The sequence below is a fragment of the Segetibacter aerophilus genome, assembly GCF_007991655.1.
GTDB lineage: Bacteria > Bacteroidota > Bacteroidia > Chitinophagales > Chitinophagaceae > Segetibacter > Segetibacter aerophilus.
This window is the reverse complement of the sequence record NZ_BJYT01000001.1, coordinates 793,373-818,910: the sequence shown is the minus strand read 5'-3', so window position 1 is coordinate 818,910 and position 25,538 is coordinate 793,373. Positions and strand designations below refer to the sequence as shown.

16 protein-coding genes are annotated in these 25,538 nt (G+C 38.9%); 6 read left to right on the top strand and 10 right to left on the bottom strand.

The window, feature by feature from the left end; all coding sequences use genetic code 11:
- Positions 1–19: 19 nt before the first annotated feature.
- From SAE01_RS03370 to SAE01_RS03345, 6 genes are all read right to left on the bottom strand, one after another.
- Positions 20–787: an FkbM family methyltransferase gene (locus SAE01_RS03370; RefSeq protein WP_147202206.1), complete on the bottom strand. Its 768-nt coding sequence runs from the start codon at positions 785–787 to the stop codon at positions 20–22.
- Positions 788–897: 110 nt separating this feature from the next.
- Positions 898–1,983, bottom strand: coding sequence for an NAD-dependent epimerase (locus SAE01_RS03365; RefSeq protein ID WP_147202205.1), 1,086 nt, complete (start codon positions 1,981–1,983; stop codon positions 898–900).
- A gap of 87 nt (positions 1,984–2,070) precedes the next feature.
- Positions 2,071–2,616: a UpxY family transcription antiterminator gene (locus SAE01_RS03360; RefSeq protein WP_147202204.1), complete on the bottom strand. Its 546-nt coding sequence runs from the start codon at positions 2,614–2,616 to the stop codon at positions 2,071–2,073.
- 290 nt (positions 2,617–2,906) lie between these two features.
- Positions 2,907–5,249: a GumC family protein gene (locus SAE01_RS03355; protein WP_147202203.1), complete on the bottom strand. Its 2,343-nt coding sequence runs from the start codon at positions 5,247–5,249 to the stop codon at positions 2,907–2,909.
- A gap of 19 nt (positions 5,250–5,268) precedes the next feature.
- Complete coding sequence (locus SAE01_RS03350; RefSeq protein ID WP_246113148.1) at positions 5,269–5,961, bottom strand: polysaccharide biosynthesis/export family protein; 693 nt, start codon at positions 5,959–5,961, stop codon at positions 5,269–5,271.
- A gap of 497 nt (positions 5,962–6,458) precedes the next feature.
- On the bottom strand, positions 6,459–7,694 hold the full coding sequence (locus SAE01_RS03345) for a hypothetical protein (protein WP_147202202.1): 1,236 nt from the start codon (positions 7,692–7,694) through the stop codon (positions 6,459–6,461).
- A gap of 518 nt (positions 7,695–8,212) precedes the next feature.
- Here SAE01_RS03345 and SAE01_RS03340 point away from each other — a divergent pair.
- A complete protein-coding gene (locus SAE01_RS03340; protein WP_218029060.1) occupies positions 8,213–8,761 on the top strand; it encodes a helix-turn-helix domain-containing protein in 549 nt (182 codons plus the stop codon).
- 291 nt (positions 8,762–9,052) lie between these two features.
- Here the strand turns inward: SAE01_RS03340 and SAE01_RS03335 are convergent, their stop codons facing one another.
- On the bottom strand, positions 9,053–9,232 hold the full coding sequence (locus tag SAE01_RS03335) for a hypothetical protein (protein WP_147202201.1): 180 nt from the start codon (positions 9,230–9,232) through the stop codon (positions 9,053–9,055).
- Between SAE01_RS03335 and SAE01_RS03330 the strand changes: the two genes are divergently transcribed.
- From SAE01_RS03330 to SAE01_RS03315, 4 genes are all read left to right on the top strand, one after another.
- The gene (locus SAE01_RS03330; RefSeq protein ID WP_147202200.1) at positions 9,224–12,259 is read left to right on the top strand and encodes a SusC/RagA family TonB-linked outer membrane protein; all 3,036 of its coding nucleotides are present in this window, start codon (positions 9,224–9,226) and stop codon (positions 12,257–12,259) included. The genes SAE01_RS03335 and SAE01_RS03330 overlap by 9 nt on opposite strands.
- Before the next feature lie 22 nt (positions 12,260–12,281).
- A complete protein-coding gene (locus SAE01_RS03325; RefSeq protein WP_147202199.1) occupies positions 12,282–13,820 on the top strand; it encodes a RagB/SusD family nutrient uptake outer membrane protein in 1,539 nt (512 codons plus the stop codon).
- Positions 13,821–13,844: 24 nt separating this feature from the next.
- The gene (locus tag SAE01_RS03320; RefSeq protein WP_147202198.1) at positions 13,845–14,759 is read left to right on the top strand and encodes a LamG domain-containing protein; all 915 of its coding nucleotides are present in this window, start codon (positions 13,845–13,847) and stop codon (positions 14,757–14,759) included.
- Between the two features lie 109 nt (positions 14,760–14,868).
- Positions 14,869–16,257 carry a glucoamylase family protein gene (locus tag SAE01_RS03315; RefSeq protein ID WP_147202197.1) on the top strand — a complete coding sequence of 463 codons (1,389 nt, stop codon included), beginning with the start codon at positions 14,869–14,871 and terminating at the stop codon, positions 16,255–16,257.
- Positions 16,258–16,348: 91 nt separating this feature from the next.
- On the opposite strand, the gene SAE01_RS03310 is transcribed toward SAE01_RS03315, so the two are convergent.
- From SAE01_RS03310 to SAE01_RS03300, 3 genes are all read right to left on the bottom strand, one after another.
- Positions 16,349–17,326: a sterol desaturase family protein gene (locus SAE01_RS03310; protein ID WP_147202195.1), complete on the bottom strand. Its 978-nt coding sequence runs from the start codon at positions 17,324–17,326 to the stop codon at positions 16,349–16,351.
- 713 nt (positions 17,327–18,039) lie between these two features.
- Complete coding sequence (locus tag SAE01_RS03305; RefSeq protein WP_147202193.1) at positions 18,040–19,497, bottom strand: RagB/SusD family nutrient uptake outer membrane protein; 1,458 nt, start codon at positions 19,495–19,497, stop codon at positions 18,040–18,042.
- 52 nt (positions 19,498–19,549) lie between these two features.
- Positions 19,550–22,735 carry a SusC/RagA family TonB-linked outer membrane protein gene (locus SAE01_RS03300; RefSeq protein WP_147202191.1) on the bottom strand — a complete coding sequence of 1,062 codons (3,186 nt, stop codon included), beginning with the start codon at positions 22,733–22,735 and terminating at the stop codon, positions 19,550–19,552.
- Positions 22,736–23,421: 686 nt separating this feature from the next.
- Here SAE01_RS03300 and SAE01_RS03295 point away from each other — a divergent pair.
- Positions 23,422–25,458 (top strand): glycoside hydrolase family 3 protein, encoded by a 2,037-nt coding sequence (locus tag SAE01_RS03295; RefSeq protein WP_147202189.1) that lies wholly within the window; start codon positions 23,422–23,424, stop codon positions 25,456–25,458.
- Positions 25,459–25,538 lie beyond the last annotated feature (80 nt).

Below are 25,538 nucleotides of genomic sequence, written 5' to 3'. Positions count from 1 at the left end.
CAGGGAAAGTCTTTTGCTTTTATATAGCCTTTTTTAGCACACCATCTTCAGCTGGCATGAAGAAGCAGTTTACATTTAAGTTGGCATAAGAATCAAAATCAACCAAACGATTATTTGTGAGAACCTTGATATTGTAATTGAGACTTTCAATGAAAGCTATAAGTTTCAACTTTCGGTCTGAAGGGAAAATTTCACAAAATATAATAGGTCTGTGATTTCTAATTAGGTTGATAGCCCCTTTGAATACAAAATATTCATAATTCTCCACGTCTATTTTAATTGCGGATACTTTATTTTCAAAATTCCGAAAGAAAGAAATGTTATCTAATGTATCAACGTTAATTTTAAATCTCTCACCCTCACTGTAAATAGACTCCTCGTCAAAAACTTGACAACGAGCATGCTTTTTTACTTTGTTTATAATTGGTATGATCATATCTACACTAGAAGAACTATCACCGAGACCAATATTATATGTTCGAGTGTTTGTAAGTTTAAACCTATTTACCACCTTTTTTAGGTTAGCATAATTAAATGGGGTAGGCTCAAACGAATGAATAGTTGCGCTTTTCTTGCTTCTGGACAGAAAGTGCGTTAATACGCCAATATTTGCACCAATATCAAGTATATGTCCTTTTTCCGGGATAAGGGAAACGAAATATCTGAAATCATCTTGTCCTTTGCCTAAACCAAATGTAGTGATCCTATATGTGGATACTAGGTAGAGATATCTTGAAAAGCCTAAAGTAGAAATCAAAAAGCGCTGAATAAAAGATTTTGGCTTCATATAAATATGATTTTCTAAACTTTCAGGAATTCTTCTATTGCAAAAGTCACTCTGGTAATTCAAGCAGACTAACAAAAGTTAAATAACAACGTCTTATCGTATTTTAATTTTTATACTGTTTCCACCCTTAGTTGGGATAGTTCCTTAATTGAATAATAGCCTTTATACCAGTCTGTAAATTTCTTTAATCCGCTTTGTATTGTTGTGTTAGGCTTATAATTGAATTTTTTTATTAAATCATCTACATCTGCCCAAGTGGCTATTACATCACCCGGCTGCATTCCTTTCATTTCTATTCTTGCTTTTTTGCCTATATTTTTTTCCAGCTCCTTTATAAAAATCATTAACTCTACAGGCTTATTATTTCCGATATTGTAAACGCAATATGGGGCAATGGATGAAGACGCATGCGGCTGTTTTCCATTCCACTTTTTGCACGAGGTAGCAGGTTTTTCAAGCACGTTAATTATGCCTTCTATTATATCATCGATATAAGTAAAGTCTCTTTTCATTTTACCATAATTAAAGACTTGAATAGGTTTTTCTGCCATTATAGAATCAGCAAAAAGGAAATATGCCATGTCTGGACGGCCCCATGGCCCATACACTGTAAAAAAACGTAACCCGGTTGTAGGCAGTTTATATAAGTAGCTGTAAGAATGGGCCATTAATTCATTGGCTTTTTTCGTGGCAGCATAGAGTGAAACGGGATGATTGGTGCTATGTTCTACTGAAAACGGTATTTGTTCATTTAAACCATAGACGCTAGAAGAACTCGCGTAAATTAAATGCTTAACCTTATTATGTCGACAGACCTCCAACAGATTAAGAAAGCCTACAAGGTTAGATTGTATATAAGCGTCGGGATTTAAAATTGAATAGCGCACTCCTGCTTGTGCTGCAAGATTTATAACAACATCAAAATTATTCTTTTTACAAAATGCCATTAACTCCCTTTTGTCTTCGAGGTTTAATTTAATAAACTTGTAGAGGTTATATTTGATGCTTCGCACTTCTTTATTCCAAGCAATCTCTGTAGGATCAATTCCAGTTTCAATTAAACGCGCATACTTTAGGTCGACGTCATAGTAGTTGTTTAAATTATCCAAACCAACTACTTCATGTCCTTTCTTCAACAATGCAATGCTTAAATGAAAGCCGATAAAGCCGGCACTTCCCGTAACTAATATCTTCATCTTAATGATTTTAGATTGTTTAAATTTTGAAGAACAATCTCAACTATTGATTGCCTTGGAAAGAATATGGAAAGAGTAAGCAAATATTCAAGTTAACCTAGACACTTGTCTTTGTGCGCCAGTTCTTGGCGTCCTTGACAGCACCGTTACATTAGATTTTTCAACTTCTGCTGTCATTTGGTAACCTAGAGCAGGAAGAACGACTGTGACAGAATTTTTCTTAATTGAAATTATACTTCCTTCGCGTTTATTTAATAATCCACTTTCAATACGAACGAAATCATCCACGTCAATATCTAGCTTTTCCAATTTAACATTGGTGTGTTCGTCTAAAAATTTCTTTATAATTTCAATCTCTACATCTCTTATGACGGCGGGCTTATTTGACCAGCTTACAAAATTAACAACCCCTTCAATTTCTTTAACCTTAATCATTTCCCGCCCATCCACCCTGACAAAAACATAGCAAGAAAACAATGGTTCTTGAACTATTTTTTTACGATCACTCCATTGTCTTAATACCGAATTAAGAGGACAATAAACTGTTATATCCTGCCGGCTTAATGTTTCAGCTATTTTCTTTTCCCACCTGGGCATGGTATAAATAGCAAACCAATTTTTGCTTGTCAACATAATTGTTTTCTTTTAAATGGTATTTTTTTAAGAATAAGCTTCGCTGAGCTGGGCTACAGGTGCGCCAGGCTAAGGTTCGATAAAATTTTGCAGTTTGTGGGCGGAAGCATTTACAGACCCTTGGTTGAGCTTACACTTCTGTCGCCATTGCTAACAATCGACCTTCAGTTCATTCAACTTTTTCTGCATTACATCTTTTTCTTAAAGGACAGGCTTCGCCCAACCTAACTACAGCTTGTAGTCAAGGAAAAATTTTAGAACCAAAAATTTAAGGGAGAATGAAAGAAATGCTAAACGTTACTGTTCGTGCTTTGTCCTTCATAGACGCTGTCACTATATACCTTTTTGAGTCCATAACCAAACCCACTACCATATCCCTTCTTTAAGAAACCCCTTGGCTTAATTCCATTAAAAACAATAGATACGTGGCGAAGAGCATTAACTTTATTACTTGCATCTAATAGTTCTACCATCGCTTTTGTTGTGAAATCATGCCTAACAACAAATAAGGTGGAATTACAATATTCAGAAAGTATATAAGCATCAGTAACAGGATCAATGGGGCTAGAATCAATGATTATGAAATCGAAGATGTTAATCAAATAGTCAAACAGTTTACTTAAATCTGCATTCAACAGCAACTCTGTAGGATTACTGCGGGACTTTCCTGCAGGTATCAAAAAGAGTTTCGGGTGATCGGTAGTGTAAATAATGTCTTCAATTTTTTGTTCACTTCTTTCTAAAAAGTCCGCGATTCCCCTATCAACTGATTTTTTATACCACCCTGTAGTTTTAGGATTTCTCAAGTCGAAATCGATTAATACTACTTTTCTCCCCGAGTTAGCAATACTTAATGCAAGGTTATTACTGATAAAAGTTTTCCCTTCAGAAGCAACGCTTGACGTAACAAGTATCTTTTTATTTTCCAATTGTCTGTTGTTTAAGCCTAGATTAGCCCTAAGATGGCGGAATTGCTCGATTGAGGCAGCCTCTTTAATAGTATTATTTATGATAAAAGATTTTTTCTTCCCCTTAACATTAATTACTTCAGCCACAATTGGAGCGTTTGTTATGGCTTCAATGTCGGTACGAAATAAAATTTTGTTTGTTAACAATTCTTTTCCACTTATAAAAATTACTCCCGAAATCATTGAAAGCGCAAAAGCCCCTAGAAATATTAGCCACACTTTTGGGCTGACGGGTAAGAATGATGCTTCTGGGTGATCAATGATTCTACTATCTGCAACAGTAGCGGCATTTGCCAATGCTGTTTCCTCTCTCTTTTGTAATAAAAATGAATAAGCGGCATTTTTTATAGTTTGTTGTCGGCTTATATTTAATAAATCTCTTTCCTTTCCGGGAATTGAATGAAGCATGGAATTGTATGTGCCGGTGCTTGCACTTAAATTGCTTTTGCTTGCCTGCATGCTTACCCGCTGATTTTGAATATTTTCCAAAATTGTGGGTTTCATTTTGTCAATTTCATTTCTCAACGAAAACATTATTGGATTTCCTCCTGGTATCGTCTTTCTTAATCTTTCGTATTGCATTTGGGCATCGTAGTACCTTTGTAGTAATTGTGCAAGCAACGGATCTTTTAACCCAGCTATAGAAGGTACTATACCAATCTGGCTATCCTTGGCCTGAACATATTTTTCAACTTCATTTAACATTGCCATTTCCATATTTACCTCGGTCATTTTACGGTCGTTATCACCCACGTTTTGTAAGTAGAGCCGTCCTTGTTCACTTATATCAACAACTCCCTTGTCAGTCTTAAATTTTCGCAGTTGATTTTCAATCGAGTCCAGCTCTCTAACTACGTATTTTATGCGAGTCTCCACAAATGAAAGGGTATTCGACGTTAGAAGGTTTTTGTCATTTATTGCAGCCTGATTGTATTCACTAATAAGAAGGTTTAATATTTCTTTACCTCGTTGAGTCACTTCATCTTTAATAGTTAAATGAATTACAGACGAAAGCTTATTTATTGGAGATACATTTAAATTTAGAATAAGGCTATTAAGAGCCTGCTTTGGAGGAACCAGAGAAAAATATAGATTGTTAGTAGTTGCTGTTTTGAAGTATCGGTTAATATTAAATTTGGCTGTCCCAAAAGAAGTAGTAACCCATTGATCTAAAGGATAGCTCTTGCCCGCTATATCAATCGTCTTTTTTATTTTGTTATAAGTAAAATCAATCCTTTCTACAACTTCTACTATCATATCAGGGTCTGCTAATTCAACTGTAACGGGCGAGGAGGTAAAAGCGGAATAGGAAGCTATAGGGGTGGCCTCAAAAACAGGGGCATAAAGACTTAAACTATTAACAACCTTTTTTAGTAATTCTTTAGATTGAATAACTTCAATTTCATTTTCAACAATTTTATTGGACGAATAAATATTTAGAGCATCTAGTATTTTTGATTCATCAGCTCCTTTTTTCTCGTCTTTAATTAGTATATCAGCAGATATTTCATAGATCGGTTTAGTGAGGTACAAGTAAAAACTTCCAGCGACTAAAAATACAACTAGTAGTAGGGCAAAAAGGGGCCAATAAGGCAAATAACTGTATATAAATCGCTCAACAACTCCTTTTTCCTTCTTTAAAATTATAGGTCTTTTCGCTTCCATGTCATTATTATATTTTAAATTATCTGGTTAATCGATCTACTACAATTGCTATAAATGAGAGGCTGCTGATGAATACCGGCAGCCATTGTTTCGTAGTACTGGTACTGGCAACCTTAGCTTCATTTGCCGCAACATATACTACATCATTTGACTTAAGATAGTAGTATGGAGAGGTCAATAACTCATTGTCATTTAGATTAATGCGCTTCGCTACTCTCTTGCCTTCTTCGACCTCGTGGAGAATTAGAATATTGTCGCGTCTTGCATAAGGTGTTAAGTCGCCTGCGAGCCCTAAGGCTTCAAGAAGTGTAATTTTTTCGCTTGGCACATTAAACACAGATGGATGTATTACTTCACCGAGAACTGTAACTTTATAATTTAAATATCGGATGTCAACAACAGGATCATACAAAAGATTTTTTTGTATTAAGTCTCTCGTGATAATACTTTTCAACTGTTTTTTTGTTAAGCCTGCTGCTTTTATTCTCCCTAACATTGGAAATTGTAGGGTCCCGTCTTGATCTACTAAAAAACCATTGCTTTGAGAGGCTGTACCAGCATTTACGTTCCCTTGAGAAGTCGTTTTAGCATAAAGATTGAAAGGCACTGTAGCTTCAGCATTAACACTGCTTACGGTAATGCTTAAGATGTCATTTTTTTGGATTACCGGCTCGAGGTTTTCTATCTTGTACTCTATCGTACTGTCAGCCAAATTATTGAAGTTTGTAGCCTTTCTTGTGTTGACACAAGAAAAAAAGAGGGGTAATAGAAAGAGCATAGCAGTGCATGAACGATGCTTAATCATTTATTAATAGTTTTGGTATTTTAAAAAGTAATGATTGGCAAAAAATTGATGGGAAATTGCAATGTCAAAATTTGAAATTTCCCTAGCCATTCTACTGGGGGGGGCAACTAGTAAAATGTCCACTCACTTAAATCTAAGTGTCGCTTCAACGACAGTTAAATGATCTCTTATAAATCTTTCTTATTCATCTAATTCTTTCTCTAAGATATAATAGGGTTTGCCTAATTTTTTGTCCACTTTTGCTCATTAAATTTGCAGTAATCTTCTTCTAATATCAGTTGAATTTCACACGCATAAGACAACTGGGACGGGCCTTATAATGCTACAATAAGCATTTTCAGGCATCGTGCTTCAATGAACTGCTAATTCAATTAGTAGCTTTCATGAAATCTTAAACAGATAGATTAACCTATGCTATTAGATAAACAAAATACCTGTACGTTAATTAAGACATGTAGAACTACTGCTACTGTTTCCATACTTTTAACAAGTAGCTTTTTGAATCCTGTCTGTTCCACTAAGTATCGTAATTGCTCATCAATTGATTTTCTTTTTCTGATTGTCTGCTGTAAGGAGAAGTACAAGATTCGATTAAAGTTTCTTGACAAGAAGTAAAAATTCATAGAAGTAATTGTCTCTAATATATCTATTGATTTTTCCTCTTTGCCGGTATTTGCAAGTGCTATTGCCTGATTTAAATAGATAGACTCAAATAATCTTAAGTCAACATGAGGAGCGACTTTATTATTCCTTTTTTTAATGGCTTCATTTATATAAAACAATGCTTCATCATATTGATTGGTAAGTACTAGTGCTTCTGACAGTATATATTCAAAAGCCGGAAAATCTTGATAGATGAATTTTGAAGGTTTTATAGAACTATAAAATTCCCGCGCCCGAGTTAGGATAGAGCTTATTTCCCTATTAAAAGCTTCTGCAAAATACAATTGAGTAGCAAAATACCTACCTGCTATAGACGGTGGTATGTTTTCATAAATAGTATAACACAAAACCTCTTTGTGATGCTTTTTAATCCCTTCCTTATTCATTGTAAGCCAGTAACGAAAACAGAGAAGAGCGTTTCCGAATATTTGGGCCTCAACTGTTCTTTTTTCGTTCAAATAATAACACAGGCCTACTCCATAGTATGAATCCAATTTGTCGATATTAATCGACTGTTCATAATAAAATATTTGCCCGTTTGATGTTTTTGCTATTCGTCGTTGAAGCTGATCAATAATATTTGGCTTCTTATCTAAATAAACTATAGTAGTATGAATTAAGTTAATGTACGTCACATCATTAATACACTTTACATCTGAATCACTGAACAGTAAGGTTAGAAAATTCAATAATCCCGGATCATTGCTATTCTGCGGCAATGCTTCTCCATCCTTCGCTAACTCTGAGAAGGAAGGAAAGCCGCAGTAACGGGACAATAAATCTAAAGTAAATAAAGAAACCTGATACTTGCTTTTTATCAAATTGAAGAAGCGTCTGAGAGTGTTTAAACTTAGCTTTACATTTGTCTGCCGGTAGATATCCTTGCTTAAACTGTCACAATCTGAAGCGATAAGAATTTTTCTACCGAAAGTCTTTTCAACCTCTTCTTTTAGAAAAGTTACTTTTTTGACTTCCATAAAAAGCAATTAGTTTGTTTTAAAATGCCAACTATCAATCTCTACATCAAATTGATATGGACAGACTTTTTTGTCAAAGTAAAAATTGATTTAATGCTTTGCCTTATGATCTTGTCTTAACAAGTAGGGGGATATTAACATTCTGTATCATTAAAGAACATAACAATATTAAATTAATCTAACCTAAATTATATTATACTTTAATTGTATACTGTTGCATAGTTTACAGGTTTTCAAACATTATTTTAATAAAAAAGCACTAGCAACTTAAAAGGTATAATTAGCAGCTTTTCAGAAAGTAGTCGCTACCCCCCTACTTCTAAAATCCAATCTGTTACTTCAAATAATTTAAGAGCTTTTACTATAATATGTAGATATTTTTTACTATATTAACAGTAGAAAAATAAATTTTTTCTAGCCATTATAGGGTCTTTTTCGACATCAGATCCTCCAATATTCATGCAGTTCATGCTTTGCTAATTGATTACAAAATCTTATTTGTAATAAAAACCGAAAACATGAAAATCTTCGTAGGAAAAATGATTTGTCCTTGCTGCACCGAAGTTGTGAAGCTTTTACTACAAAAATTTGAAATACCTTATGTGTCTATAAATTCTGGAGTAATTGAATTAACAGAAACTGTAGGTGCAGAAAAAATTTTTCTCTTTGGTTGTGAATTGCAAAAATATGATTTAGAATTAGTTACAGACTTACATATCCTACTTCCAGAAAAAATCAAAAAACTAATAATAGAATTAGTTTATAAAAGAGATAAATTATCCATCAACTTATCCGACTACCTAAGTCAGAAGTTACATTACAACTATACCTACTTATCAAATCTATTTAGGTTACAAGAAGGAAAAACAATTGAACACTTTTTGATTGAAAAAAAGATTCATCGAGCGAAAGAACTATTAACGTTTGAAAACTTATCTCTCACTGAAACAGCAAACATGTTAAATTATAGTAGTACTGCTCATCTATCAAAACAGTTTAAGAAAGTGACAGGACAAAGCCCTTCTCTTTTTAAATTAGAGTTTTTAAATAATGGGCAAAAGAAATAGACAAAGATCACATTTTTGTTACTGTTAAATTGATTGCAAGTGCTGCCAGCTCCTACACTCACAACAATATTTCACTTTCTTTCTCACGTCCCCATAAAGTTACTGCGGTTGCATAGATGTCTTTCGCTTGTATTTTCCAACCATTGGTGTCAGGGTTTTTTTGCTAGATATTTATCATTTTATCTTAATACATCCTTATTATCCAAAGCATAACCCTCAACGCTCGTACCATTCACAACATCGCCTTTTCCTACGCAGCATAACTCTTTGAATTGCTGTCTTCAACTACAGTTATACATCCGTTCCAATTTTTGGCTGGCAGGATTTTTTGTTGTAAAAATGTCTTGCATATGAAATACCTACTGCTTCACATAAAGCATCTTCATCCTGCGTAATTATTTCTTCTGACAACTTCTTTTGTTGACCCACATGTTGTGATTGCTTTACCAATAAATAACAAAAATGAATCATTTTTTAAAGGGCTTAATCCAATCTTCATTAAAGACTACCATCAGCACTTTTGCTGTTTTTCTTCTCTTTTTTCCTATTTCATTAATGGCTCGACAAGCTCCTGTTACCGGAACAGTTACGGGTGCCGGTGGTACTCCCGTAAACGCAGCTAGTGTTACCGTAAAAGGCACGTCGCGGGGAACCTCTACAAACGCTGCAGGAAAATTTACCATTACCGTAGCTCCCTCAGATACGCTTGTAGTAACGGCCGTGGGCTTTCAGAATCTGGAAGTACCTGTAGGAACTCAAACTGACCTTACCGTTTCTCTCGCAGCATCTAACCGGGAGCTGGAACAGGTAATCGTTGTAGGATATGGTACACAAAGAAGGCGAGACCTTACAGGTTCTGTAGCATCAGTAAGTGGAAGTGAACTATCAAGGCAACCTGTACTTACTGCAACGCAGGCGGTACAAGGCAAAGTAGCCGGTGTGCAGGTAATTAGTAGTGGCGATCCAAATGCGTTACCTGTCATTCGTATCAGAGGTACGGGCACTATGCTCGCCGGTGCTAACCCTTTATATGTAGTAGATGGTGTTATCAGCGATGATATCAGAAATATAAACTCTGCTGACATCACCAGTATGGACATTCTTAAGGATGCATCTGCAACAGCCATCTATGGTATGCGCGCGGCCAATGGTGTAATACTAATTACAACAAAAAGGGGCAGAGCAGGAAAAATGGTGGTGAGCTATGATGCTACACTTGGTGTAAAAGAAGCTACCAAACTTGTAAACATGGCAGGGGCAAAACAATATGCCGGCTACGTAAATGAAGCAAGTGTTTACTACGGCAGTGGCGATAGTATTGTAACTGCTGCGACACTTGCTTCAGGTGGCAACACAGACTGGTACAACGAAATTTTGAAAAAAGGGTTCTTTCAAAACCACAACGTCTCTGTTGCAGGTGGTAGCGATAAAGTGAATTATTTCTTGAGTGCAGGTTATCTCAGCGATGAAGGAATTATTAGAACCAACGATTTTAAAAGGTTAACCATAAGAAATAACAACGACTATAAGATTACTAATAATTTCAAGATCTCCACTCTGTTATCATATAGTCGCAGCACTGTTCGAAATGTTGACCTTGGTGCTTTTAACGTGGCTTATCGTGCGGCACCTTATGTGATCGCTAAGCAGAATGGAAAGTATGGTAATACTTCCCTTTCAAATAATGTCGGCAACCCAATTCTTGACCAGGATAAAAATGACAACTCCGGCAAAGGGGACCGCTTCCAAGGTAATGTGGTTGGAGAATATAAACCGATTACATGGCTAACATTAAGATCAAGTTTTGGCGTTGATAAAAACAATTTTAGAAGTATCTCTTACGGGTACAAGTATGCCAACGTAGGTCCTGACAACGTGTTTCTGACTTCGGGTAGCAACCAGCTGCGTGACAAGAGTTCTCTGACTGTTACAGAAAGTGAAGGCAACCGTTGGGTATGGGATAATACTGCTACAGCTGCAAAAAGATTTGGCGACCACAACTTGACCCTGCTTGCCGGTATTACGGCTGAAGATATACGCACGCGTAGCATTGGTGGATCAAGGGTCGATGTTCCGCAGGATAAAGATCAATGGTATTTAAACGCAGGTTCCACTATTGGTGCAAGAAACTTTAACGATGGCGACAGGTCTACCCGAAACTCTTATTTAAGTCGCTTAAACTACAACTATAAAGACAAGTATTTTTTAACGGGAACGATACGAGCTGACGCTTCATCACGTTTGCCTGCAAATAATCGTTGGGGTTATTTCCCTTCCGTTGGAGCAGGATGGGTGCTTAGCAACGAAGGGTTTATGGGTGATCAGAAAACTTTTAATAACCTGAAATTAAGAGCGAGCTATGGCAAAGTGGGTAATGATGGAATTCCAAGCAATTTGTTTGTTCCGTTAGCAACGGTAAATCTGCCCTATTTCTTTAATGGTCAGGAGGTGCTTAACCTACGACTCGAAGAGCTCGCTGACCCCAGTCTTAAATGGGAAGTCACAAGGGAAGTAAACGTTGGACTAGATTTTAGCCTGATAAAAAACCGTTTATCAGGTACAGTAGATTTTTACGATAGAAAAACTAGTGACGCATTAGTTCGCATAAATATTCCGGCAATTTTAGGAGATCCTAATAATGAGTACATCACGAATGCAGCAACTTTCACGAACAAAGGCGTCGAGGTTGCATTGAACTGGCAAGATAGAATCGGCAGCGATTGGAGATACAACCTCGGCGTCAACCTGGCTTATAACCGAAACAGAATTGAAAAACTTAATGGAGGGCAAGCTCTCAGTAGTGGAAGTGTAGGCGGGCAAGGCTTTACCACTAAATCTGATAATGGCCAGCCAATAGGTAGTTTTTTCCTTTGGGAAGTTGAAGGCATTTTTCAAACCGAAGCTGAAGTTGCTTCGTCTGCACAGCCAGGAGCAAAACCTGGTGATTTAAGATACCGCGACATTAATAAGGATAAAGTTATCAATGCTGATGACAGAGTTTACCAGGGATCGTATCAACCAAATATTACTTATGGAATAAATGGCGGATTAAGCTTTAAAGCTTTAGACTTGTCTTTTGGCGGCTATGGTACAGGAGGTGGGAAGATTTACAATGGGAAAAAAGCAGCACGTGGTGATTTCAGAGATAACATAGAAACTTCAGTAGTAAACAATCGTTGGACTCCCGGCAATACAAATACAAATGTTCCAAGAGCTAATCTTAACGAACTACCTGCCTCTACCTACTTCCTTGAAAAGGGAGATTTTTTTAGAATAAACAATCTAACTGTAGGTTATACCCTTCCCCGACGACTGCTGGATAAGTTTAGTATGCAAAGTTTAAGAGTATTTGCTACGGCTCAGAACCTGGCCACTTTCACCAGTTATAGTGGATTTACTCCTGAAATAAACAACGGAGGTACGCTTGACGGTGGTATTGAATTAGCCATTTATCCTACCACACGAACTTTTGCTTTTGGCGTGAACGTGGGATTTTAATAAACTATAATCAACAGACTATATGAAGAACAACATCATAAAAACACTTGCCATAACAGCCATACCGATAGCTGGTCTTTTAGCAGGTTGTAGTAAAAATTTTTTAGAGGTAGACCCGCAAGGGCAAACAACAGAAGTACTTGCTCTTACCGATCCTGATGCTGCCAATAAGTTGGTCGGCGGTGTTTATAGTACATTATACTACGGCGGTTTTGATAAAACTACTGTCGGCTTTCTTTGGGTTCTGGCAAACGATATTGCAAGTGATGACGCCGATAAAGGCAGCACTCCAGGCGACTTTGGTGCAGCAGGTGAGATTGATAATTTCACGCATACCAGCAACAACTTTATTTTTAATAACATCTGGAGCGGTCACTTTTCTGCTATCATAAGTGCGAACAAAGCAATAGACGTTTTAAATAAAGGTTCACTCGAACAGTCTGTAAAGAACAGGCTGATAGGCGAAGCAAGGTTTTTAAGGGGCCTCTACTATTTCAATCTTGTAAGGTTCTTTGGTGGAGTTCCTAAAATAACCACAGCACCGCTTGCTAGTGAAGGTAGCAGTGATGCATTGCAAACAAGAGCTACTGCTGCGGAGATTTACGCCTTGATTATTGAAGATCTTCAATTTGCTGCTGATAATCTTCCTTTAAAAGGAGATGCGGCTAGCCAGGTAGGGCGAGCAACTAAGGGAGCGGCACAAAGCTACCTGGCTAAAGTTTACCTCTACCAGAAAAACTGGCAAAAAGCCTTCGAACTATCGCAGGCCGTTATCACTTCAGGCAGGTACTCTTTGGTTCCGGACTACAATGCAATCTTTAGAGAAAAGCCTGTAAATGGTGTTGGTGGAAACAACAACAGTGAATCAATATTTGAGGTGCAGACTGGTGTAAACTTAGGGGAGAATGCAGTTAGCCCACTCTTTAGCAATGGCCAAGGACCGCGCGGACGTGGAGGTTGGAACGACCTTGGTTTCGGATTTAACACCCCTACAATCGATCTGGCTAATGCCTACGAAACAGGTGATACCAGGAGAAACGCTACCATCATTTTTATCAATCCCACAGTTGCAGGTAACAGCACTGGCACAGTACTTTGGGATGGCTTCCGTCTACCATCGAAAGACAGTGTAGAAAATGAGAGATACAACTACAAGGCATATCATAGTAACATAGCAGAGTCAGCCCAGGTAAGTAATAACAAAGACACCAAGCCAAAAAATATAAGGTTAATGCGCTACGCGGAATTGCTGCTGATCTACGCTGAAGCTGCGGCAATGACCAACAATGCGGGAGAAGCAACTGCAAAATTAAATCTCGTTCGCAGCCGATCTAACCTGCCTCCTTCTGTTGGAACACAAGCAAACATCTGGAAAGAACGGAGAACCGAACTGGGCATGGAACAAGACAGGTTTTTGGACCTAGTTCGCCAGGGAAGAGCAGGCGCTGTATTACGTGCGCACGGCAAAGCGTTTGTTGATGGCAAGCACGAAGTCTTTCCGATACCGCAAGCACAAATCGATTTAAGTGCAGGTAGACTAAAACAAAATCCAGGGTATTAATCATTAACGATTGAATTCTTCTATATGAACACAAATTATAAAACACTCACAGCGTCCCTGCTCATTTTTATAGTGACTTCAGTGCTGGTTACTGCTTGCACCAAAGCAGAATTGGATAATACATTTAAGGCTGGCGATCCTCCCCCTGTAGCCGGTGGTTTTGTAAACTCCAACGATATTTCTCCCTCAAACCTTGTGGCTCATTTTGCTTTTGAAGGAAACGTAAACGATACGAAAGGTGCAGTGACCGGTGGCACAGCTTCTGGTACAACCAGCTTTGTTGCAGGCCGTAAAGGCCAGGCCTACCAAGGTTCGACAAACGGCTTTATTGTGTATGCTAACCCCGGTCCCATTGCTACACTAACAAGCTTTACTGCCAGTTTTTGGATTAACACAAATAAGCATGATGGCGGCGCGCAGGGTGTTTTTAACCTCGCTAAGCAGGATGGATCATTTTGGGGCAACTTCTTTGTAATGATAGAAGGCAACAATACCAGCTCAAACAGGATGTTTATGAAACTTCATTTTGAAAAAAATACGGCGCCTTTCACAGAACATTGGGCAGAGCCGAACGGCTTTGGCGCCGTCGACTACCGGCCTGATGATATGTACGGTGCATGGAGACATGTAGTGTGGACCTACGACGCAGCAACATCTAAAGTGAGATTTTTTGTAAATGGCCAAAAGCGTGATTTGCCACCCGGAACAGAGGACCGAAAAGCAGACCCTGCCGGAACACCTTTGGGAGCACTTAATTTTAAAAGCGCTACAAAGTTTGTGATAGGTGCTTATCAAAATCAATTAGGCGCACCCTTTAATGCTCCCGAACCCTGGATGTTGCCCTACACAGGAAAGCTGGATGAATTTAGAATCTACAATAAAGCTTTGTCAGAATTAGAGATTAGCGCGCTGAATATTTTGGAACGGCAGGGCCGCTAGACTTATATCCGGTGATGGGCTTGGCTGTTGCATTTGTTGACACAGCGCTTTCAATAAAAATCGACCTGCTTTTTGTAATTCGCTAATTTTTGTTTTTCATATCCAAAGAATGAGGTTGAACAAAATATATATTCTCGTAGCACTAATGCTTTGCGGAAACGCACTGTTGAGCCAGGAAATAAAGAAGATAAATACCCGTGTCAATAAGATCCCGGCGGAATACGAAAAGATATATACCGATGTTCAGAGAAGTACTTTTCAATATTTCTGGGAGGGTGCAGAGCCTGTTAGCAGTCTTGCAAGGGAGCGTATCCATGTAGATGGAAATTACCCCGAAAATGATCAAAGTGTGGTAACAACCGGTGGTGGTGGATTTGGCGTGATGGCAATATTGGTGGGGATTGAGCGGGGATTTATTACACGCCGACAAGGCTTAGAAAGACTTCAACGGATAGTTAACTTTTTAGAAAAGGCAGACAGGTTTCATGGGGCGTGGCCGCATTGGCTCTATGGTGAAACAGGCAAGGTTAAACCCTTCAGTAAAAAAGATGATGGCGGTGATCTCGTTGAGTCTTCTTTTATGCTGCAAGGTTTACTGGAAGTAAGGCAATATTTCAAAAACGGAAATGCTGCCGAAAAAGCTTTAAGCGCGAGGATAGATCAACTGTGGAAAGAGGTAGATTTTAACTGGTATACGAGAGGACAAAATGTTCTCTACTGGCATTGGTCGCCCAACTATAGTTGGGACATGAACTTTGCCGTAAAAGGTTACAATGAATGCTTGATCATGTATGTGCTTGCAGCTTCCTCGCCTACGCATGGAGTAGCGGCTGGAGTATATCATGAAGGCTGGGCACAAAGCGGAAAAATTAATGCAATAACTACAAAATATAATTACACCCTAACCCTTGCTCACCAGGGCGCAAAAGAATATGGGGGTCCTTTGTTCTGGTCCCATTATTCTTATCTTGGTCTTGACCCAAGAGGACTAAAAGATCGGTATGCAGACTACTGGGAACACAATAGAAACCATACTTTAATCAATAGGGCATGGTGTGTCGAAAATCCCAAAAAGTACAAGGGGTACGGTGCTGATAGTTGGGGCCTTACTGCAAGTTATTCTGTAAAAGGTTATGCTGGCCATGCGCCGGGTATCGATAATGATCTCGGCGTTATTTCGCCTACGGCCGCTTTATCATCGATGCCTTATACAGCGGATTATAGCATGCAGGCGATGAAACACTGGTACCAACAATTAGGTAGTAAAGTGTATGGACAATACGGCTTCTACGATGCTTTTAGTGAAACGGAAAATTGGTTCCCGAAAAGGTACCTGGCTATAGACCAGGGGCCGGCTGTAGTAATGATGGAAAATTACCGCACCGGTTTGCTTTGGAACTTATTTATGAGCTGTCCCGAAATACAGCAGGGGCTGCAGAAATTAGGTTTCGAAAGTCCACATTTAAAGAAACAGTCCTTAGGAATTAAAAAGCATTAGCAACACGTCGTTAAAACAAATCGTTGTATTAAATACTTATCAAAACAAGTAATTAATACAACGATGTATTTGTCTCCTAACCCCTAACTAGTTAGTTCTTTACAGCTTCAAATGCTAATACTGGTGCACTTTCATAACCAATATTTTCTTTACTTACTTCAGCTTCCTCATACGTTTCATTTTCAAAAGATGGTGCAGGAAACACATCTTGCCTTACCACCGGACCGCCTGCAGATAGTTCACTTCCCGGCACTTTGCTTTTTAAGATTGGCCAGAAGATCTGGGCGTACCATTGGTCGCCTTCGTAGTGTGAGATGCCATACTCTTTTGGATACTGCCTGGTAATATATGCCGTTTTAAAAATGATGTCCCACAGAAAAAACATGTTACCAAAGTTGCCTTTGTAGTACCCAACCCCGTCATCAGTTGTGTTAGCATGGTGTGCGTGGTGTGTGGCGGGTGTGGAGATCGTGCGCTCTAAAACCCACGCAATTGGATGCAAAAATTTGTACTTGTAAAAAGGCTTATCCCACGGAATAGCTGAGTGTGCAGACAAGGTTATTAAAGTCTTAATTCCTTTTACAAACAGAGCCGGATAACCAAGACCTACATACACCAAAACAGCGGTTAAATAAGTTTGCGAAAAGAAAATGGTATAGATAATATTTTGTCTTCCCGCCATTGCCATGCCCATATAGTTTGCTGAATGATGCGTACGATGAAAACGCCACAACCAAGGCACTTCATGATGCAAGCGATGATACCAATATTGTGTGAGATCGTCGTAGATCGCAATGATTAAAGCACCCCATAGAAAAGGTATCCAGCTTAAAGTATCCTTTGTACCTGGCAATACAAAAGGCAGTACCTGTAGTGTAACCCAAGCCACTGCAGGTTTTACTACCAGCTTAGGTAAGGTAAAGCACGCGATGTCGGTCAGCATTTCATTGCGGTTCCATTTGTGTTTGTATAGTCCGAATAAAAATTCAACGACACCTACAATTAGTGTGATCGCTACAAAGCCCCAACCGTTGAGGTTTTTAAAAATATCTTCAATAATCTTAACCATGATGAATATGTATTTTTATTAATTATTTGGTTTAAATGAAAATGAGGCAGTTTTCTGTTTCTTCTCAAGCCACGGTCGTTTTCCGGTGATATAAAAACTAAGAAACATCAGCAGTATGGGCAATGCATAGATAAAAAGACTAAGCAGTGCGTTTTTAAAAATCCGTTGTTTTACATGAGCTTCCATTTTCATGATTTCGGGTATTTATTTGTTTTTAAAATTTGTTTCTGCGCTCGTAGTTGCGGGTTGTTTTGGTGTGAGCAGTTTATAGCTCAGTTTTATTCCCCCGAACAAAATCAGCATGGGCACAATGATGAGAAAGAGCCCAATGAGAATTTTTTTTGTGATTAGTGTTACATCTGATATTGTCATAGCTTTTTATTTTTTTGTTTACAATCAGTTGATCTTTTATCGACATCGTTGTGTCAGTCACTTGTACAGTTTCTCGTCGCTCAACATTTGAAACATCTTATACAATTCCCCGTCATTGCGAGGAACGAAGCAATCTGATTTCTCATGTTTCATGTGCTCCAATTTGTAGAGCAGATTGCTTAGTCGTTCCTCCTCGCAATGACGACGGTTCATATGCTGTAGCTTCTCTCGCATAAGCAATGGGTCAGTTTATTCCTTCTCGCGATGACGGTGCAGTACAAGTGTGCGACGCAACGATGTTTCATTGAAATAATATTGTTGGGCTCAAAAAAAATCCCCTTTTACCAGCCAGCATTTTGAGTAAGCAAAGGATTGATTTCGATCTCAGACTGAGGTATAGGATAAAGCGTGTCTTTCACAGCAGCTCCTATTTTAGCGGGGTACTTTTTCAATGCATCATATAAATAAGTTCCGCCTCTTCTAGAAAGGTCAAACCACCGCTGGCCTTCCTGCACAAACTCTTTGCGACGCTCCAGGAAAACAGCTTCCCTGAATTCACTTTGACCCAGACCTAAAACCAGGTTACCAATTTTAGCCCTGTTTCGAACTCTATTGATTGCCGCATACGCCTCAGTTGTAGGGCCATTATTTAGTTCATTCAACACCTCAGCTTTTAGTAATAGAATGTCGGCAAAACGAATGACGGGATAATTAATTCCGCTTTGTGCCTGGTTGGTTAAAGGATTCAAAGAAAAGTCGATGAATTTGGCAAAACGTGCAAAAGGAAAGTTTACATACTGACCGGTTGCGGCGTTGAAAAGGCGGGTATAAAAGGTAACATCACGGCGGGTGTCTTCAGCAGAAAATAGATTGTAAAGCGTGCTGTCGATCGGTCTGTCACCGGGGTTGACAGTTGCATTGAACGAAGAAAAACTGTTGTTACTAAGAAATTGCTGGCTGTTTTTTGCACCCAGGTTTGTCTCGAACTGAACAGAAAAAATATGCTCTATCCCATTTTTAGTTGCCTTTTGAAAAGCATCAATATAGTTTGGATAAAGATCGTAACCGTAACCGCCGTTAGTTACTGCATTAATTTCCTTTAAAGCATTTTGCCAATCACGTCTTGTTACATATACTTTAGCCAGCAACGCATGAGCCGCTCCACTGGTAGCCCTGCCCTTATCTGCGATACCATAAGTAGCAGGCAGGTTGGTTGCATCCGTTAAGTCAGCAATAATTTGCTCATATACTTTTTCTTTTGGAGCCCTTGCCACTTTCAATTCATCCACCTTAATACTTGCGGGATCATGAAGAATGAGCGGAGCATCGCCCCAAAAACGAACGACATTAAAGTATAGAAGCGCTCTTATAAACTTAGCCTCTCTTAAAAGTCTGGAGCGCAAAGTTGTATCGAACGAAATAGCAGGAATATTGTCAATTGCAACATTTGCCCTGCTGATACCGAAGTAATGTTGCTGCCATACTTTTTTAACCCTGTCATTTGCTGCAACATAGGTAGCAGTTCCCAAAGCAATTACATCAGGGTTGGTATTGGAAGGGCTAAAAGTCTGGTCGTCAGCGCCATTTGATGTTAGCAGGTTAAGGTTTCGGCCGTAGATTATAAAATCACCTGCAGCATCTGTGTTGAGTGAGCTATATACAGCAGCAACCGCTGCAACAGCATCAGATTGGGTTTTATAAAATTGAGCATTTGTAATAATTGCTTCAGGACTTTCAACAAGCTTGTTGCACGACAGTGAAAGGAGTGCCGAAGCAAGAAAAATGAATGTTTTTTTCATTGTCTTAAAATTTTATGCAAAAAAGGTTGGGGAGAATTAGACTATTAACTGACTAAAAGGTGATGTTTACTCCGGCAAGAAAAGCTTTGGTACTTGGATACGCCCCATAGTCAATTCCCTGTTTTGTATTATCACCATCAAAGAAGTTTACTTCAGGATCATAACCTGTGTATTTAGTAAGCGTAAGCAGGTTTTGTGCAGTTGCATACAAGCGCAGTTGCTTCACTCCCACTTTTGAAATCAGACCTTTTGAAAAACTATATCCTACAGACAGATTCTTTAGTTTGAGATAAGAAGCATCTTCTACATATACATCAGCCACTTGTGATACCGGTGCGTTGGTTGCCCTTGGAATTTTTCCTGTAGGATTTTGTGGAGTCCAGCGGTCAAGCAGCGTTGAACTTGCATTGAGAGATAATGTAGGTATTTCTAATTTCTGTTGCAAAAAGTTGAAAACCTTGTTGCCATAAGAACCCTGGAAGAAAACAGAAAGATCGAAGTTTTTGATTGTAACTGAATTGTTGAAACCAAAAGTAAACTTGGGCTGGGCCGTACCAAGACTATGCTTATCATTTGAATTAACAATACCGTCGCCATTGTAGTCCACATACCTGCGATCTCCTTCCTGTTGTGAGACGCCGTTTAAAACAGGAGTACCTTTTGAGAGATCATTAGCAGTTAATAATCCTGCGGTGTTGTAGCCCCAGAAAGTACCAACGGGCAAACCTACTTTAACGATAACAGGCGATACAAAACCTGTGGGCGCAAGCGGGAAATAATAATCAGTTCCGTTACCAAGACTTAATATTTTATTCCTGTTTGCGGCCACTACAAAAGTTGATTTCCAATTGAGGTTACGAGCTTTCAGGTTGTCAGAAGTAATGCTTAACTCTACACCTTTATTCTCAACGCTGCCGACGTTTTGTAGGGAACTTGCATAGCCGGTATATAAAGGGAAAGGGACATTCAGCAAAAGATCAGTTGTTCTCTTTAAATACACATCAAATGATACATTGATCCGGTTTCTAATCAAACCCACATCAACTCCAGCATTGTATTGTGTTGTGGTCTCCCACTTCAAGTCTGGATTGGCAATTTGAGTTGGAGAGATTCCGGTAACCAGGGTGCTTGAAAAATAATAGTTGGTGGGTGTAAGTGCAGCAAGTGAGCTATAAGGCGGCACTTCAGAGTTTCCGGTTCTGCCTGCTGATAATCTTAGTTTTAAGTTGCTGATTGTTTTTGAATATTTCTCCAAAAAATTCTCTTCTGCTACGTTCCAACTAAAACCAATGGAAGGAAAAAATCCCCAGCGGTTATTTGCACCGAGTTTAGAGGAGCCATCAGCACGTGCAGATAGGGACAGGTTGTACTTATGGAGCAAAGAATAATTAACTCTTGCGAGATAAGAATTGATTGCAGATTCATGTGCATCTGAGGTAGAAAGCACTGGTGTCGAAGCAAAGTTTAAGTTGTTGAATTTTGTCTGATCGTTCGGAAACTTCTGTGCAGCGGCTACTGCGACATTATCTTTCTGGTGCTGAATAGTATAACCACCAAGAATATTTAAGAAATGCTTTTTATTGAAGGAATGATCATAAGTGAGCAGGTTTTCATTGATCCAGGTAGTAGCATTTGCAGAGCCGATGGCAGCATATCCCTGTGTAGAAAACCCGGTTGAATTACCTGCTGGGGAACCGGCGAAGGAAGGAGAATAATAGTTTTGTCTTGCATTAAATAAGTCTGCTCCCGCCGTAACTTTTAAGGTTAGCTCTTTTATGAGTTTATACTCCAATGAAAGGTTTCCAAGAATTCTATTGAGGTAACTTTTATTGGTTGTTTTTGCAATATCCTGTAAAAGATTTGTTGGTGTAGAAGAATAAGGGCTTGCTGTATTATAACTTCCATCGGCATTATAAATTTTAGCCACAGGGGAAAGAAGTAACAGATTAGCGAAGGCAGTGCTTTGAAAATTAGAGCTGTTGTAAGCGTTTCCAAAAAGTTTGTCTTCTACAGATTGACTGCCAAAAACATTTGTCGCCAGCTTCAGTTTATCGCTTATGTTTCTCTCGTAGTTAATCCGGGCCGAGTATCTTTTAAAGCCGGTATTGACTACTGTTCCGCCTTGGTTATAATAGTTACCCGAAACTAAAAACCTGGACTTATCGTCGCCACCTGAAAATGATAACTCATGGTTTTGAATGGTGGCGTTTTTTATAGCTGCATCCTGCCAATCTGAACCAACACCTAAAGCTGCAATTGCAGAGTCGGAAAATGTTTTAGGTTTACCGTCGCTAAAATTCACATCGTTTATTAAAGATGCCCACTGAGACGCATTTAACAGTTCAAGTCTTTTCCTGACTTTTTGTACGCCTATATATGTACTATAATTTACTTCACTCCCACTCTTCTTTCCTCTTCTTGTAGTGATTAGTACAACCCCATTTGCACCTCTTGAACCGTAGATGGCAGTGGCTGAGGCATCCTTCAATACTTCAATGGATTCAATATCACTTGGGTTAATTGTAGACAATGCATTTACACCAACACCATTAGATGCACCAGTATTTGCATAGGTGTTGTTGTTGTAAACTATAAAGCCATCAATTACATACAATGGATCATTACCAAAGCTGATAGAGTTGCCGCCTCGTACCCTTATCGTTGCGGTACTACCAGGTTGCGCTGAACTCTGTGTAACAGCCACACCCGGAACTGATCCTTGTAAAAGATTATCAAAGGAAGCTGCAGGCTGACTTAATAAGTTCTTAGATACCGTGGCAACAGATCCTGTTACATCACTTTTTCGTTGGGTTCCGTAACCAACCACAACTACTTCGTTCAGTGCATTTGTACCATCTTTTAATTCTATAAAAATGTTGTTGTTTTCCTTGAAAGTAATCTCGTTTGTCTGGTATCCTATATAACTAACGATAAAGGTTACAGGCAGTTTCTGCCCGGTTACAAACTTAAATCCACCCTGGTTATCGGTGATTACTTCATGCGTTGTTCCTTTTAAATGAACTGAAGCGCCTTCAAGCGGAGCTTTCGACTTTTCTTCAACAACTTTTCCAAAAAGCAGAATATTGTTGTCACCTGTTTTGCTCTTATTGTCCTGTGCAAACGATTGATTGCTACTAACAAAAAAGACCGTTACTATAGCTATTTTTAAAATAGATTGGCCCCGTTGTTCAAAGGTTAAAATGGCTTTACTTAATGAAGTAAGTAAATTCTTTTGCATACTTTTATTTTGGTTTTTTTAGACAATACAATGCCCGGCAGAAGGTTTTACACTTTCTGTAATGTCAAACTCCGGCTTGTGTTATTTCCACCGGAACCATTGCAGTGGTTCCGGTTTTTTTCAACTCTTTTTTCTTATTAGCTCAACACAATAAACCTCTAATCCGCTTGTTCAAAGCTGTAAAAATGCTTTGTGTTTTCGCCATTGTTGTTGGTGAATACATTTATGTTATGATGATTTAAAAATAGAAATTAAGTACAGGCAAGGTCGTGTGGAATCAACAGCACATACAACAGCAACAACCAGATTTTGCTGCTAGTCTTGTAGTATCGGCAGAATTTGAAAAAGGTAGAATTTTCAAAATTTCAATTATCAGGTTTAAATGATTTCGATGCCAAAAACCAATATTTAATAAATATTGATGCACAAATATAAAGGGAGAATTAATAGTCTACCAAATTAATAGGCTTTTATTTTTAAAATTAATTTCCCTCCTACCTCCCTATAATTTCCTTGCTGGGGCACTACGGAAGTAACAATTTAAGGGTCTGCATTTGGAATTCTTTTAAGCAGCACGGCTTGTTTCTGTTTGCTTTCGTATTACTATCTTAGCTCGTCAAGCTTCTTATCTAACAGGTATTCTCTTAATTATTATAAATACTACGGTTGCCATAAATCTAATTGCTATGAGTATTGCTTCGCCTCAGTTTCTTGTAATTGCTTTATTTATAACCAGTGCTGCTATCGCCCAACCGAAAGCAGGGGTAATGATGAAACAGCCGGTACTCGGATATAGATCCGCCAAAGTTCTTACCGTTGGTGCCCTTCAGTTTAAAGACCTGAATAAAAATGGTAAGCTGGATAAGTATGAAGATTGGAGGCTTTCAAATGAAGAGAGAGCGACCGACTTGCTTTCTAAAATGTCATTAGAAGAGAAGGTCGGTTTCATGCTGATTAGTACAACACGTTTGAAGAATGAAGGTGGACAACAAGCATCAGAAAACAAGCTACAGGTAACAAGTGATTTTAATGAAGAGGACGTTGTTGCTACGAATAATATATTTACCCGCAAGCCGCTCCCCGTGCCCATTATGAATGTTGCCGGTACTACAAAAGGTGTCACACAATTTCATCTCCGTCATTTTATTTTCAGGGCAAATGTTAGTGCAAGAATAACTGCAGAATGGGCAAATAAATTACAAGCACTTTGCGAAAGTGACGGCCTGGGAATTCCAGCTATTGTCGCCTCTAATCCTCGTAACCATATAACACAAGACGCTTCTATAGGCTTAAGTGTAGGGGCAACCACCTTTTCGACCTGGCCGGGTGAACTGGGCCTTTCAGCTATGCGTGATTTAAAACTTGTAAGAGAGTTTGCCGACATAGCGCGGCAAGAATGGAAAGCTGTTGGATTAAGGAAAGGCTACATGTATATGGCAGACCTTTCAACCGAACCACGGTGGCAACGTATTGAAGGAACTTTTGGAGAAAACGCAGAATGGGTAGCTCAGATGATGACCGAGGTAGTACTAGGTTTTCAAGGCCCGAAATTAAATGCTTCTTCAGTGGCTCTTACGACTAAACACTTCCCCGGCGGTGGCGCGGGAGAAGGCGGGCAAGATCCCCATTTTGACTGGGGTAAGTATGAAACTTTTCCGGGCAAGATGTTCGAAAACAATTTAATTCCGTTTAGAGCTGCTATCAAAGCCGGCACTTCATCCATCATGCCCTATTATTCTATACCTAAAGATCTCGAGTATGAGAAGATCGCTTATGCATACAACAAGAGAATATTGCAGGATTTACTAAGGGGTAAACTTGGTTTTAAAGGCGTTATTAATTCCGATACCGGTCCCATCGAAATGATGCCGTGGGGCGCCGAAAACTTATCTGTTATAGAGCGATATAAAAGAACATTAGAAGCAGGTGTAAATCTTTACTCTGGTACAGCTGATCCTGCGAAGCTTTTGGAAACAGTAAAGAGTGGTATGGTTGATACGAAATTGGTTGACGAGTCTGTACGAAGATTGCTGTTAGAAAAATTTGAACTTGGCCTTTTCGAAAATGCCTATGTTGATGCAGAGGCTGCTGAAAAAATTGCTGGCAATGCAAAGTTCCAGGAGAGGGCAAACGTTGCGCTACGGAAATCAATTGTTCTATTGCGGAATGAATCAAAAACTCTTCCGCTTAAAGCGAAAACAAAAGTGTATTTCGAGACCTACTTTCCCAAGAGAGGAAGTGCAAATCCGCACAACGTTTACGCTGCAAAAAACAATAACCACAATGTTGAATTTGTAAGTACACCTGAGGAAGCAGACCTGGTTGTATTGTGGATCACGCCGGGAGCGAAATCGTTGTTTGAGTCCGACGGCTCTCCTCTTTACCTCTCCCTGTCGAGAAACAATGTAGATGTCAGCTACGTTAATAAGTTGACTGAGAAAAAGCCAACGGTACTAGCCATCAATTATACAAACCCATGGGTCATCAATGAGATTTATAATGATGGAAACAAGGCAAACATCAAGGGCGTGATTGCTACATTCGGAACTTCGAGGGATGCTCTTTTAGATATACTTACAGGTAAGTTTAAACCCTCAGGCAAAATGCCTTTTACTACTCCCCGAACAGAAGAGGCGGTTAAAAATCAGAAAGAAGATGTACCGGGAAATTTAGAAGCACCTGGTTACAGCTTGTTTAAATACAATGAAGGATTGAGTTATTGATTCTTGCCAATAAAATAACTGGCGGTACAGCTATTGCAACAAATTTTACAAAAATCATTTTTCGTGCTTTTTTTGTTCTT